We start from the raw sequence: 13,032 nt of genomic DNA on the forward strand, positions 1-13,032 counted from the left end.
GGGTTACTTGGTGCCGAACATCCGGTCGCCTGCGTCGCCCAGCCCCGGCATGATATAGCCCTTCGAATTCAACTCGCGGTCCAGCGAGGCGGTGACGATATGTACATCCGGGTGTGCCTCTTTCATGCGGGCAACACCTTCGGGTGCGGCCAGCAGGCAGAGGAATCGAATGTCGGTCGCCCCGGCCTCTTTCAGCAGATCAATCGCGGCGGCTGAACTGTTGCCGGTGGCCAGCATCGGATCGACGGCGATGACCAGACGGTCCTTCAGCCCCTCGGGGGCCTTGAAGTAATACTGCACCGGTTTCAGCGTTTCCTCGTCGCGGTAGAGACCGACAAACCCGACACGGGCCGAGGGGATAAGTTCCAGCACGCCATCCAGCATCCCGTTCCCCGCCCGCAGGATCGACACCAGCGCCAGTTTCTTACCGGCCAGAATGGGGGCGTCCATCTCCTCCATCGGGGTTTCGATATGGCGGGTGGTCAGTTTCAACTCGCGCGTGACCTCATAGGCCAGCAGCAGCGTGATCTCGCGCAGCAACTGCCGGAACCCGGCGGTCGAGGTACCCTTATCCCGCATGAGCGTCAGTTTGTGCTGCACCAACGGGTGATCGACGACGGTCAGGTGTTCGCTCATGATGTCTCCAGTCTTTTCTTGACCCGCGCGCGGGTGTCTTCATCGCAAAAGGCGGCGTTCAGGGCCATCTGGTTCAGGGCCGCGAAATCTTCGGCGTCCCAGCCGAAGGCCGCGTTCAACATCTCATATTCGCGCCGCAGGGTCGTGTGGAAAAACGGCGGATCATCGGTGGACACCGTGACCTTGACGCCCGCATCGCGCAAACGCGCAATCGGATGCGCGGCGAAATCGGGGAACAGGCCCAGAACCACGTTCGAGCCCGGACAGACCTCGAGCGTGATGTCGCGGTCGACCAGTTCATGCACCAGATCGGGGTCTTCGATGGCGCGCACGCCATGGCCGATCCGTTCGACGCCCAGATCACGGACGGCATCGCGCACGCTGTCGGGGCCGCCGAACTCTCCGGCATGGGTGGTCAGGCGCAGGCCGGCCTCGCGGGCGCAGTCGAAGGCCCATTTGTAATCGCCCTGCGTGCCTACGGATTCGTTGCCGCCCATGCCGAACCCGGTGATCCAGTCTCCGGCGGTTTCCGCCGCGCAAAATGCGCTGCGTTTGGCCTGTTCCGGGCCGAAATGCCGGACGCAGGTGACGACGCCGCGCAGGGTGATGTCGTATTTCTGTTCAGCCTCCTCGGAGGCGTCCTGAATGGCTGACAGGTAGTCGCGCCAGGCGTGCAGGTCCCCGCCGCCGCAGAAATCCGGGCTTAGGAAGGTTTCGGAATAGACCACCCCGTTTGCCGCGCTTTCTTCCAGGATCGCCAGCGTCAGGCGGCGGAAATCCTCGGGCGATTTCAACACCTCGCAGGCGGCTTCGTACACGCTGAGGAAATGGGCAAAATCGCGGAAGTCATAGCTGCCGTCTGGCTTGAAGATACCGCTCAGGTCGATGCGCTTTTCATGGGCCAACTGCCGGATAAAGGCGGGTGGGGCCGCGCCTTCGTGGTGCAGGTGCAGTTCGATCTTTGGCAGGTCTGCGACGGTCATAGGAAACTCTTCCCCGGTCCTTGCGCCGGAATGTTCAGATGGTGGGCGATGGTGGCGGCGATGTCGGCGAAATCGATCTGGCCGATCTGACCCGCGCCCTGCCCTGCGACCAGCACCGGAACCTGTTCGCGGGTGTGATCGGTGCCCGTCCAGCTTGGGTCGTTGCCGTGATCGGCGGTCAGCAGCATCAGGTCTCCGGGGCGCAGGCGCGACAGGACCCCGCCGATTTCGCGGTCAAACCACTCCAGCGCGCTTGCATAACCGCTGATGTCGCGGCGGTGGCCATAAAGACTGTCGAACTCGACGAAATTAGCGAAAGTCAGACTGCCCTCTTCGGCCTCATCGACCAGATCGGACAGGTGGCGCATCAGATCGGTATCCGAGCCTTTGCGCAGCGTGTCGATCCCCTGCATCGAGAAGATGTCACCGATTTTTCCCACCGCATGCACCCGCCGCCCGGCTTCCTGCGCCCAGTTGGTCAGGACGGGTGCAGGCGGCAGGATGGCGAAATCCTTGCGGTTGGTGGTGCGGGTGAAGCCTTGCTCGGGGCTGCCGACGAAGGGCCGCGCAATGACCCGGCCCACTTTCATCTCGTGCAGGCGCGGCGCCAGCGCGCGGCACAGGTCCAGCAAACGGTCAAGGCCAAAGCTTTCCTCATGCGCGGCGATCTGGAACACGCTGTCGGCTGAGGTGTAGCAGATCGGCCAGCCGGTCCGCATATGCTCGGCCCCCAATTCGGCGATGATTGCAGTGCCCGAGGCGTGGCAGTCGCCCAGAATGCCCTCGGTGCCCGCAGCTTCGGCGGCGGCACGGCTGAGATCGGCGGGAAAGGCAGGTGTCGTGTCCGGGAAATAGTGCCAGTCCCACGGAACCGGCAACCCGGCCAATTCCCAATGGCCCGAGGGCGTGTCTTTGCCCGCCGAATGTTCCCGCGCGCAGCCCCACAACCCGGTGGCGTCCGCGCCCAGACCCGGTGTGTCCGCGCCCGAGGCCAGACGGGCCGCAGCCCCCAGCCCCAGCGCAACCAGATTTGGCATATGCAGAGGCCCGGATCGCCCATCCTCGGCCCGGCCTTCAGCGCAGGCTTGAGCGATATGGGCCAGTGTGTTGGCCCCTGTGTCCGGGGTCTCGCCATTGAAGAACCGGTCTGAATCCGGCGCGCCGCCGATCCCGACCGAGTCCATGACGACCAGAAAGGCGCGGGTCATGCCCTGATCCTTTCATGCACAAGGTCCGGCACCTCTGCCCGGGCATCCTCGACCCGGATCGCGGCCAGAACGTTGTCTGCCGCCCGGCGCGCGGCGTCTTCCCGGGCCGCGTGGACAACGGCCAAAGGCGCGCCTTTTGCCACCCGATCGCCCAGCCGCACGATATCCGACAGACCCACGGCTGGGTCGATTTCATCGCTTTCAACCTGACGCCCGCCGCCCAGCGCGACCACTGCAAGGCCCAAAGCCTCACCATCTATTGCTGTCACGAAGCCATCCTTCGGGGCCGGAACCTCCTGAATGACATTGGCCTCGGGCAGGAAGCGCGCCCAGGTTTCGACGAATTGCACGGGGCCGCCGACTGCGGCCATCATGCGATCGAACCGCTCGGCGGCGCGGCCATCGCGGATCACTTCGGCGATCCTGGCGCTGCCCTCTTCCACCGTGTCGCACATCCCGGCATCGACCAGCAAAACCCCGCCCAACTCGGCAGAGATTGCCGCCAGGGGTGATGCATGCGCGCCGGTCAGAACCTTCATCACCTCGGCCACTTCCAGCGCGTTGCCCAAGGCCGGGGCCAAAGGCTGGTTCATGTCGGTGATTACCGCCGAGGTCCGGCAGCCAGCGGCATTTGCCGTCTCGGTCAGGGCCGTGGCCAGCTTACGGGCGTCGTCGATGGTTTTCATGAAGGCCCCGCTGCCGACCTTGACGTCCAGCACCAGCGCATCCGGGCTGGCAGCCAGTTTCTTGGACAGGATCGAGGCCGTGATCAGATCCAGGCTTTCAACCGTCGCCGTCACATCACGCACCGCATAAAGCCGCTTATCGGCAGGCGCGATCTGACCGGTCGCGCCGACAATGGCCGCACCGTGGTCCCGCATGATCTGCGCCAGCCGGTCCTGCCCGATCTGGGTGCTGACGCCGGGAATCGCCTCGAGCTTGTCCAGCGTACCGCCAGTGTGCCCCAGCCCCCGCCCCGAGATCATCGGCACATACGCACCGCATTCCGCCAAAGCCGGAGCCAGCACAAGGCTGACGCAGTCGCCAACGCCACCGGTCGAGTGTTTGTCGATCACCGGGCCATCCACGTCCCAGTTCAGCACATCACCACTGTCACGCATGGCCACCGTCAGATCGGCGCGCCCCTGAGCGCCCAGCCCGCCCATGCAGACCGCCATGGCGAAGGCCCCGGCCTGCGCGTCGCTGATGCTGCTGTCGGCCAGACCCTGCGCGAACCAGATCAGCTCGTCGCTGGTTGGCACCTCATTCCGTCGCAGCTTGGCAATGATCGAACGGGCGTCCATGGGTCAGGCATCCTTCATGTGCGACGCGTCAAAGGCACCGGGCAGCAACTGCCCGATGGTCGTTTCCAACTCGGCCCCATCGATGGTGGCCAGCGTCACCTTTACCTCGCGCGCGCCAAACTCGGCCAGTTTCTGACGGCAGCCACCGCAGGGCGGCACCGGTTGCGGGCTTTGGGCGACAACATAGATCTCGGACAGTTCCGTCTCGCCTGCGGCGACCATGGCGGCAATTGCACCGGCCTCAGCGCAGGTGCCTTCGGGGTAGGCCACGTTTTCGACGTTGCACCCGATGTAAACCGTTCCAGAGCCCGACCGGATCGCAGCACCCACCTTGAAGTTGGAATACGGCGCATGGGCGTTTTCGCGGACCTTCAAGGCTGCATCTTTAAGCGACATGGCGATTCCCCGATTTTTGATCGTCTGGTCAGAAGAATTCACCTTACCGGAAACCGAAGGGGGAGTTGAAGCCCCAGCGCCGGTGTTTTTGGCCTAGCCGAGGGTGGTGTTGAAGGTGCCGGGCAAAGTCACCTCAAGCAGTTCGATATCGTCCGACGGGTCGGCCAGACGGGTGCGCATGCCCGGTGGAATCACGAACGCATCCCCCTGCTCAAGCCGGTACGGATCGCGGCCTTCGCCCTCAAGCGTGACTTCGCCGCCCATGACGAAGGAGAAGTGGATATCGGTGTCATGGATGGCCCAGACCGGATCGCCCTGCCCCCGGCGCACCACTTGAACCCCGGCGACGCCTTTTGTGTTTTCGGCAATCGTCGTATCGCGGCAGACATAGCCCGGCAAACGGAACGGTCCCCAGTCGGCATCTTTTGCCTGATTGTAAACGAACCGTTGCCCCTGCCATTCCCGGTCCGGACGGAAGTTTGGCGTAGGCAATGCCATCTCATGATCGATCTCGGTGACATGCTCGGCCGGAACCCCGATTTCTATCACCTGCACATTGTCCGAGGCCTCGAGCACGCGATGCCGGATTTCCGGCGGCTGGATAAAGCAATCGCCAGCGGTCAGGCGCATCTTGTCGCCCTGATCCTCGTAGACCACATCGACCCAGCCGTGGATGCAGAAGATCAACTGAAACCCGACCTTGTGGAAATGCACCATGTCGGGCACCGGGCCCCCGTCGGGAATGCGGATATGGCTGGCGATGATCGACCCGCCCAGCCTGTCGGGGACCAGATCGCGGTAATGCATCCCGGCCCGCCCGATGATCCAGGGGGCCTGATCCTTGAGCCTGCGTACCACGAAGGAATGCACGGTTTCGGGCATAACCAGCGGCGGATCCCGCTCTTCAATCTCGATCCGGGTGCCGTTTGGGGCCACAAGAACGCGTTTGCCACCGGCGAAGTCATCCGGGTTGTCTGTCAGTATACGCAGGGTTCCCGGCGTCTCGGGCGCGTCTTTTTCGATGCGCAGCCGCAAACCATGGCCCGAAAACACACCGACCCGGGGATCATCCGCCGGATAGATCATGTCCATCTGCATCCCCAGCACCCTGGTGTAAAACGGGATGTCGTCGCGAAGCTCCTGCGTGGGCAGGCGAATTTCAGCGCGTGTCTGCGGTGTCTGGCTCATGACCTGTCTCGTCGATCTGCGATTTCGGCCATCCGATCAGAACCGAGGCCAAAATGCCAATCGAAAAGAGCATCTCGAGCGTTTCTTCCAGAACGAAAAGCCGCGTCAACATCGTTGTCGACAGGTCGGCGACGTAGAAACCGGAAACCTCTTCCAGCAGTTGCGCAATCACCGCCGACATTCCGGCAATCACAAAAACCTTGAGGAACGGAGCCCGCAGCCTGACCGCTCGCCATGCATTGGGAACCCCGTGCCACAGAAACCCGCCAACAACCAGCAGCGCCAGTACAATCCGCACGACGGTCATATCCAGCAGGGTGTCCAGACCGTTGAGCACAAAGAACGGCAGGCTGTCGGTGGCATAGACCTCGGCCTCCAGCTCTCTTTCCGCCAGCAACAGGCAGACAAGCCCGATATACAAGCGGTTTAGTCCCGGAAACCGATAGAGCGCCACCAACCCCGCTATGAACAGCCCGGCGGCTGACACGGTCTCAAACGGCCCGCCCTCCTGGTTGAGCGCCGAGGCCTGGATGGGCCACAGGATCACCGCACTCAGAAGCAGCGCGATCAGCAGGACCGCCGCCCAGACGGCATAGCGGGGCCATGCTGATCCATGTGCCGTTTCGTGCAGACCGTTCGCGGTCTGGATTTCAGTGTTGTTCGCCATGCTGGTTCTTATCGCTGGTATGCGGTCCAGATTTTCAGGAAGCTGGCAATGTAAAAATTTTGCGACAAAAATCAACCACAGGCTGCTGCGATACGTCCGGACGGTCAAAAGTGACGTAGCGTAGCCAAATAGGGAAAAACCGTTTAGCACTAAACCGAATTTCTTAAGGGAGCTGAATCGCCGATGCCGGACACACCAAACCTGCGACAGGCCGCGCTTGACTATCATGCCTATCCAAAGCCCGGAAAGCTTGAGATCAAGGCCACAAAGCCGATGGCCAATGGCCGCGATCTGGCCCGTGCCTATTCGCCCGGCGTGGCCGAGGCGAGTCTGGAGATCAAGGCAGACGCGTCGAATGCCGAACGCTACACCGCGCGCGGCAATCTGGTTGCGGTGGTGTCCAACGGCACGGCGGTTCTGGGCCTTGGCAATATCGGCGCGCTGGCCTCGAAACCGGTGATGGAGGGTAAGGCCGTCCTGTTCAAGAAATTCGCCGGCATTGATTGCTTCGATATCGAGGTCAACCAGCCAGACCCCGAAAAGCTGGCCGATATCGTCTGTTCGCTGGAACCCACCTTTGGTGCGATCAATCTTGAAGATATCAAGGCACCTGATTGTTTTACCGTAGAAAAGCTGTGCCGCGAGCGCATGAACATTCCGGTGTTTCACGATGATCAGCACGGCACCGCCATCGTGGTCGGCGCAGCCGCAAAGAACGCGCTGCACGTTGCGGGCAAGAAATTCGAAGACATCAAAATCGTGTCGACCGGTGGCGGGGCGGCCGGGATCGCCTGCCTGTCCATGTTGGTCAAACTGGGCGTGAAGCGCGAGAATATCTGGCTGTGTGACATTCACGGGCTTGTCTACGAAGGCAGGGAAGAGGACATGAACCCGCACAAGGACCAGTTCGCACAGAAATCCGACCTGCGCACGCTGGATGACGTGATCGGCGACGCCGACCTGTTCCTTGGCCTCAGCGGCCCGAACGTTCTGAAACCGGAGATGGTGGAGAAAATGGCCAGCCGCCCGATCATCTTCGCGCTGGCCAACCCGACGCCGGAGATCCTGCCGGATGCGGCGCGCGCGGTGGCCCCGGATGCGATCATCGCCACCGGGCGCAGCGATTTTCCAAATCAGGTCAACAACGTTCTGTGCTTCCCCTTCATCTTCCGGGGCGCGCTGGATGTGGGTGCGACCGAGATCAACGACGAAATGCAGATCGCCTGCGTGCACGGCATCGCCGAAATGGCCCGCGCCACAACCAGCGCCGAAGCCGCGGCAGCTTACAAGGGCGAACAGCTGACCTTTGGCCCGGACTATCTGATCCCCAAACCCTTCGACCCGCGACTGGTCGGTGTGGTGTCCTCGGCCGTGGCAAAGGCTGCGATGGACAGTGGCGTGGCGAAACGGCCGATCGAGGACATGGAGGTTTACAAGGAAAAGCTGAACCAGACCGTCTTCAAATCCGCACTGCTGATGCGCCCGGTGTTCGAGGCCGCAGCCGTCGCCTCGCGCCGGATCGTGTTTGCCGAGGGCGAGGACGAACGTGTTCTGCGGGCCGCGCAGGCCGTTCTGGAGGAAACCACCGAAACACCGATCCTCATCGGGCGGCCCGAGGTGATCGAAGCGCGCTGCGAAAGATTGGGCCTGACCTTCCGGCCCGGCACGGATTGCCAGATCGTGAACCCGGAAAACGACCCACGGTATTACGATTACTGGAGCTCGTACCACCAGATCATGCAGCGCCGGGGCGTGACGCCTGATCTGGCCAAGGCGATCATGCGCACGAACACGACCGCCATTGGCGCGATCATGGTGCATCGGGGCGAGGCTGACAGCATGATCTGCGGCACCTTCGGCGAATACCGCTGGCACCTGAACTACGTTGAACAGGTGCTGCAAGATGGCGATCTACGCCCGCACGGGGCCTTGTCGCTGATGATTCTGGAAGACGGCCCCCTGTTCATCGCGGACACGCATGTCAGGCAACTGCCAACGCCCGAGGAACTGGCCGAATCCACGATCGGCGCGGCACGGCACGTGCGGCGGTTCGGACTTGAACCCAAGATCGCCTTCTGCTCGCAATCGCAATTCGGCAATCAGGCCGAAGGCTCCGGCAAACGTCTGCGTGCGGCGCTGGACATTCTGGATCAGAAACCGCGCGACTTTGTTTACGAGGGGGAAATGAACCTGGATGCTGCGCTGGACCCCGAATTGCGGGATCGCATTTTCCCGGCGTCCCGTCTGTCCGGTGCGGCTAACGTGCTGATCTTCGCCCATGCGGATGCGGCCAGCGGTGTCCGCAACATCCTGAAGATGAAAGCCGACGGGATCGAGGTTGGCCCGATTTTGATGGGTATGGGCAACAAGGCGCATATCGTGACACCGTCGATCACCGCGCGGGGCTTGCTCAACATGGCGGCCATTGCCGGAACCCCGGTCGCGCATTACGGTTAAGGCGGGCGGCCCCTTCGACTGGCCGCCTTTTGTGGGAGGTCGGCATGAAGGGGCATTGTCACTGCAAGGCGATACATTGGGAAAGCGATGGTGATGTGGCGTGGAGCTGCTATTGCCATTGCGCCGATTGCCGCCGCAACTGTGCATCGCCTGTGACGGCCTTTTTTGGCCTGCCGCACGAGGCGGTCAAATGGCAGGGTGATCCGCCGAAAATCTACCGGTCTTCCGGTCATGTCGAACGGCTGTTCTGCGGCACCTGCGGCACGCAAATGGCATATCGCAATGCGCGGGATGCGGTGAATATTCACCTCTATACGGCAACCCTGGAAGACCCAGGCAGCCTGCCGCCCCGGTTCCACGTGTTTCATGCCGAGCATATGCGCTGGCTCAATATCCAGGACGATCTGCCCCGCTATGCCAAAACCGCCAACTGATCCGATTCTCGGGCAGCTCCGTTTTTGCATCGGTAAGTTTGCAATTTTGCAAAATTGGCAAACAGGCGCCGCAAAACCTCATCAAGAAAAGGGTTTTGCAAAAATTTGCAGGCCGATTTCAGCCGTCTTGCAAAGAATTTGCGATAAACTGACGCGCCGTCACTCGAGTTGCTTGTGGCCTGCCTTCAGTATCCCTAACAACATGCCCGAGGAGTTTCGGAGGAGAATATGATGGCATATCAGGACGTGTACGACAGCTGGAAATCCGACCCCGAGGCGTTCTGGATGGACGCCGCCAAAGGGATCGATTGGGTCAAAGCCCCCAGCAAAGCCCTGTTCGATGACAACGCCCCATTATACGAATGGTTCAGCGACGCGCAGGTCAACACGTGCTGGAACGCCGTCGACCGCCACGTGGAAAACGGGCGTGGCGAACAGACGGCCATCATCTATGACAGCCCGATCACGCATACCAAACGCGAAATCTCGTACGTCGAGCTGCGCAACCGCGTTGCCAACCTTGCCGGTGCCTTGCGGGCCAAAGGGATCGAAAAAGGCGACCGTGTCATCATCTACATGCCGATGATCCCCGAAGCGCTCGAGGCGATGCTGGCCTGTGCCCGTCTGGGGGCCGTGCATTCCGTTGTGTTTGGCGGTTTCGCCAGCAACGAACTGGCGGTGCGGATCGACGATGCCAAACCCAAGGCGATCATCGCCGCCTCGTGCGGGATGGAGCCGGGTCGCGTGGTGCACTATAAACCTCTGCTGGACGGCGCGATTGAACTGGCCGCGCACAAGCCCGATTTCTGCGTGATCTTCCAGCGCGAACAGGAAGTCGCCCAACTGATCGAGGGGCGCGATTTCAACTGGCATGGGTTCCAGTATGGCGTGGAACCGGCGGAATGCGTGCCCGTCAACGGCAATGATCCGGCCTATATCCTCTATACCTCGGGCACCACCGGGTCACCCAAGGGCGTTGTCCGCCCCACCGCAGGCCATCTGGTGGCGCTGAATTGGTCGATGAAAAACATCTACAACGTCGATCCGGGCGATGTGTTCTGGGCGGCCTCTGATGTCGGCTGGGTCGTGGGGCATTCCTATATCTGCTATGCGCCGCTGATCCACGGCAACGCCACCATCGTGTTCGAAGGCAAACCGGTCGGCACTCCGGACGCGGGCACCTTCTGGCGCGTGATCTCGGAGCACAACGTCAAAAGCTTCTTCACCGCGCCCACCGCCATCCGCGCCGTCAAGCGCGAGGACCCCAATGCCGAGATGATGGCGAAATATGACCTGTCCGGCCTGAAGGCCCTGTATCTTGCGGGCGAGCGTGCCGACCCAGACACCATCATCTGGGCGCAGAACGCGCTGGAGATTCCGGTCATTGACCACTGGTGGCAGACCGAAACCGGCTGGGCCATCGCCGGAAACCCGCTGGGGATCGAGGAATTGCCGATCAAGCTGGGCTCGCCCGCCAAGCCGATGCCCGGATATGACGTTCAGATTCTGGATGAAGGCGGCCATCCGATGAAGTCCGGCGAACTGGGTGCCATTGCCATCAAACTGCCGCTGCCACCGGGCACATTGCCAACGCTGTGGAACGCCGAAGAGCGGTTCAAAAAGTCGTATCTGGACCATTTCCCCGGCTATTACGAGACCGGCGATGCGGGCATGATCGACGAGGACGGATACCTTTACATCATGGCGCGCACCGACGATGTCATCAACGTCGCAGGCCACCGCCTGTCCACCGGCGGCATGGAAGAGGTGCTGACCGCCCACCCCGACGTGGCCGAATGCGCGGTGATTGGCGTTTCGGATCAGCTCAAGGGCCAGATGCCGGTCGGGTTCCTGTGCCTGAACGCGGGTGCCGCGCGCGATCATGGCGAGGTTGTGCAGGAAGTCGTGAAAATGGTGCGCGAAAAGATCGGCCCGGTCGCGGCATTCAAACTTGCGGTTGTGGTCGATCGTCTGCCAAAGACACGCTCGGGCAAGATTCTGCGCGGGACGATGGTGTCGATTGCGGACGGCAAAGACTACAAGGTGCCCGGTACGATTGACGACCCCTCTATTCTGGATGAGGTCAAATCAGCCCTGCAAACCATCGGATATGCGCAATAACAGGTCGCGGGCGGTCTTTGGCCGCCCAGACCGCGCTTTTGCTTGCAACCTGAAACAGCCCCCCTACTGTCACCGTAAGACAGAGAGGGCACATGGCAGATAGCGACATTTGGCGCCTTGGCGCCGCGGACCTGACGGCACTGACACGCAGTGGCGACCTGAGCGCCGAGGACGCCGTTGAAAGCGCACTCACCCGGATGCATCAGGTGAACCCCGCCCTGAACGCGGTGGTCGAGGACCTGAGTACCGAGGCGCTGGATCGCGCACGCGCGCTGGACGCGGCCCGCGCAAAGGGCGCTCAAACCGGCCCGCTGCATGGCGTTCCCGTCACGATCAAGGTCAATGTGGACCAAAAGGGCCACGCAACCACCAACGGAGTGGTTGCGTTGAAAGACCTGATCGCCCCGGATGACGCGCCTGTTGTGTCCAACCTTCAAAAGGCCGGGGCCATCGTGATCGGGCGCACCAACACGCCCGAGTTTTCGTTTCGGGCCGATACCGACAATCCGCTTTATGGACGCACGCACAACCCCTGGGGGCGGCATATCTCGGCCGGCGGGTCCTCGGGCGGGGCCGGTGCGGCGGTGATGACGGGCATCGGGGCGCTGGCGCATGGCAACGATATTGGTGGCAGCCTGCGGTTTCCGGCGGCGGCCAACGGGGCCGTGACCATCAAACCGGGCCTGGGGCGCGTTCCCGCCTGGAACCCAAGCCAGACCGCTGAACGCGGAATTCTGGCCCAATCCATGTCGGTGCAAGGGCTGCTCACCCGGTCGGCTGGTGATCTGCATCTGTCGATGCCCAGCCTCATCGCACCCGACCCGCGCGACCCGTTCCACATACCGCTGCCGTGGCGGGGTGAGGATCCGGACGGCCCGCTCAAAGTGGCCTTCACGAAAAACACATACGGCTACGCCCTGCACCCTGAGGTCGAAAAGGCGCTTGATACGGCCCGCGACGCGCTGACCGATGCGGGCTATCTGGTCGAAGAGATCGACCCGCCTGATGTGTTCGAATGCGGGCGCAACGGCTATCGCGCCTTGATGGGCGAGGTCCTGACCCTGATGCAAAGCGATATCGAGGCCGCCGGGTCGCAGACCATTCAGGATATCTTTGGCGTCTATTTTCAGGAATTCCCGCCTATCGTGGAAAAAGAGCTGGTGCAGATGCTGGCCAAACGCAGCCATTATGCGCGCGAGTGGTCGCTGTTCATGCAAGACTACCCTCTGGTCCTGTCCCCGTTCCTGCCGCAACCTTTCTTCAAGCCCGACCGCGATACGGAAGGCGCAGAAGGCGTGCATGAGGTTCTGGGCTGTGCGGTCTATTCTTATGCGATGAACTTCCTCGGCCTGCCTGCCGCCTGCGTCCCTGCCCGGCTGGCCAGTTTGCCGGGCGGCCCACAGCCGATAAATGTGCAAATCGCAGCAAGACGCTGGCGCGAGGATCTGGCCGTGGACGCCGCCGCCGCGATCGAGGCGCGCGTTGGGCGGATGTGCGATTCCCTGTGGGAGCAAATGGAAGCTCAGGCGATACCAGAATAAAATAGACCCCGGGGTAACTTGCCCGGGGCCCAGCTACTAAAATATTCCCGGATTTCTGATGACGAGCGTAGCACCACCCACCCTCGCCAGCGCGAAA

Annotated in this window: 11 protein-coding genes; 4 read left to right on the forward strand and 7 right to left on the reverse strand. The window is 62.0% G+C overall.

Annotated elements, in window-relative coordinates; genetic code table 11:
• Positions 1 to 3: 3 nt before the first annotated feature.
• The 7 genes from upp to ACR0K1_RS04770 form a co-directional block, all read right to left on the reverse strand.
• Positions 4 to 636: a uracil phosphoribosyltransferase gene (gene upp, locus ACR0K1_RS04740; protein ID WP_480613384.1), complete on the reverse strand. Its 633-nt coding sequence runs from the start codon at positions 634 to 636 to the stop codon at positions 4 to 6.
• Positions 633 to 1,619, reverse strand: a complete 987-nt coding sequence (locus tag ACR0K1_RS04745) for an adenosine deaminase (protein WP_480613382.1) — start codon at positions 1,617 to 1,619, stop codon at positions 633 to 635. Before ACR0K1_RS04745 ends, upp begins: the two co-directional genes overlap by 4 nt.
• Positions 1,616 to 2,827: a phosphopentomutase gene (locus ACR0K1_RS04750; RefSeq protein ID WP_480613380.1), complete on the reverse strand. Its 1,212-nt coding sequence runs from the start codon at positions 2,825 to 2,827 to the stop codon at positions 1,616 to 1,618. The genes ACR0K1_RS04745 and ACR0K1_RS04750 overlap by 4 nt, the downstream gene beginning before the upstream one ends.
• Entirely contained in the window at positions 2,824 to 4,131 is a 1,308-nt protein-coding gene (locus tag ACR0K1_RS04755) for a thymidine phosphorylase (RefSeq protein ID WP_480613378.1), read from the reverse strand. Before ACR0K1_RS04755 ends, ACR0K1_RS04750 begins: the two co-directional genes overlap by 4 nt.
• Before the next feature lie 3 nt (positions 4,132 to 4,134).
• On the reverse strand, positions 4,135 to 4,548 hold the full coding sequence (locus ACR0K1_RS04760) for a cytidine deaminase (RefSeq protein WP_480613929.1): 414 nt from the start codon (positions 4,546 to 4,548) through the stop codon (positions 4,135 to 4,137).
• Between the two features lie 72 nt (positions 4,549 to 4,620).
• The gene (locus ACR0K1_RS04765; RefSeq protein ID WP_480848993.1) at positions 4,621 to 5,715 is read right to left on the reverse strand and encodes a cupin domain-containing protein; all 1,095 of its coding nucleotides are present in this window, start codon (positions 5,713 to 5,715) and stop codon (positions 4,621 to 4,623) included.
• On the reverse strand, positions 5,687 to 6,382 hold the full coding sequence (locus ACR0K1_RS04770; protein ID WP_480848995.1) for a hypothetical protein: 696 nt from the start codon (positions 6,380 to 6,382) through the stop codon (positions 5,687 to 5,689). Before ACR0K1_RS04770 ends, ACR0K1_RS04765 begins: the two co-directional genes overlap by 29 nt.
• A gap of 183 nt (positions 6,383 to 6,565) precedes the next feature.
• Here ACR0K1_RS04770 and ACR0K1_RS04775 point away from each other — a divergent pair, with 183 nt between their 5' ends.
• From ACR0K1_RS04775 to ACR0K1_RS04790, 4 genes are all read left to right on the forward strand, one after another.
• Positions 6,566 to 8,839 carry an NADP-dependent malic enzyme gene (locus ACR0K1_RS04775; RefSeq protein ID WP_480613372.1) on the forward strand — a complete coding sequence of 758 codons (2,274 nt, stop codon included), beginning with the start codon at positions 6,566 to 6,568 and terminating at the stop codon, positions 8,837 to 8,839.
• 44 nt (positions 8,840 to 8,883) lie between these two features.
• Positions 8,884 to 9,273, forward strand: coding sequence for a GFA family protein (locus ACR0K1_RS04780; protein WP_480613370.1), 390 nt, complete (start codon positions 8,884 to 8,886; stop codon positions 9,271 to 9,273).
• A gap of 231 nt (positions 9,274 to 9,504) precedes the next feature.
• Positions 9,505 to 11,394: a propionate-CoA ligase PrpE gene (gene prpE, locus ACR0K1_RS04785; protein ID WP_480613368.1), complete on the forward strand. Its 1,890-nt coding sequence runs from the start codon at positions 9,505 to 9,507 to the stop codon at positions 11,392 to 11,394.
• A 92-nt stretch (positions 11,395 to 11,486) separates the two neighbouring features.
• Positions 11,487 to 12,935, forward strand: coding sequence for an amidase family protein (locus tag ACR0K1_RS04790; protein ID WP_480848998.1), 1,449 nt, complete (start codon positions 11,487 to 11,489; stop codon positions 12,933 to 12,935).
• The last annotated feature ends 97 nt before the right edge of the window (positions 12,936 to 13,032 follow it).

Source organism: Ruegeria sp. F5, assembly GCF_056533845.1.

Bases quoted from the DNA above. Each gene is read 5' to 3' on its own strand.
- upp (WP_480613384.1), bottom strand. From the start codon at position 636: ATGAGCGAACACCTGACCGTCGTCGATCACCCGTTGGTGCAGCACAAA.
- ACR0K1_RS04745 (WP_480613382.1), bottom strand. From the start codon at position 1,619: ATGACCGTCGCAGACCTGCCAAAGATCGAACTGCACCTGCACCACGAA.
- ACR0K1_RS04750 (WP_480613380.1), bottom strand. From the start codon at position 2,827: ATGACCCGCGCCTTTCTGGTCGTCATGGACTCGGTCGGGATCGGCGGC.
- ACR0K1_RS04755 (WP_480613378.1), bottom strand. From the start codon at position 4,131: ATGGACGCCCGTTCGATCATTGCCAAGCTGCGACGGAATGAGGTGCCA.
- ACR0K1_RS04765 (WP_480848993.1), bottom strand. From the start codon at position 5,715: ATGAGCCAGACACCGCAGACACGCGCTGAAATTCGCCTGCCCACGCAG.
- ACR0K1_RS04770 (WP_480848995.1), bottom strand. From the start codon at position 6,382: ATGGCGAACAACACTGAAATCCAGACCGCGAACGGTCTGCACGAAACG.
- ACR0K1_RS04775 (WP_480613372.1), top strand. From the start codon at position 6,566: ATGCCGGACACACCAAACCTGCGACAGGCCGCGCTTGACTATCATGCC.
- ACR0K1_RS04780 (WP_480613370.1), top strand. From the start codon at position 8,884: ATGAAGGGGCATTGTCACTGCAAGGCGATACATTGGGAAAGCGATGGT.
- prpE (WP_480613368.1), top strand. From the start codon at position 9,505: ATGGCATATCAGGACGTGTACGACAGCTGGAAATCCGACCCCGAGGCG.
- ACR0K1_RS04790 (WP_480848998.1), top strand. From the start codon at position 11,487: ATGGCAGATAGCGACATTTGGCGCCTTGGCGCCGCGGACCTGACGGCA.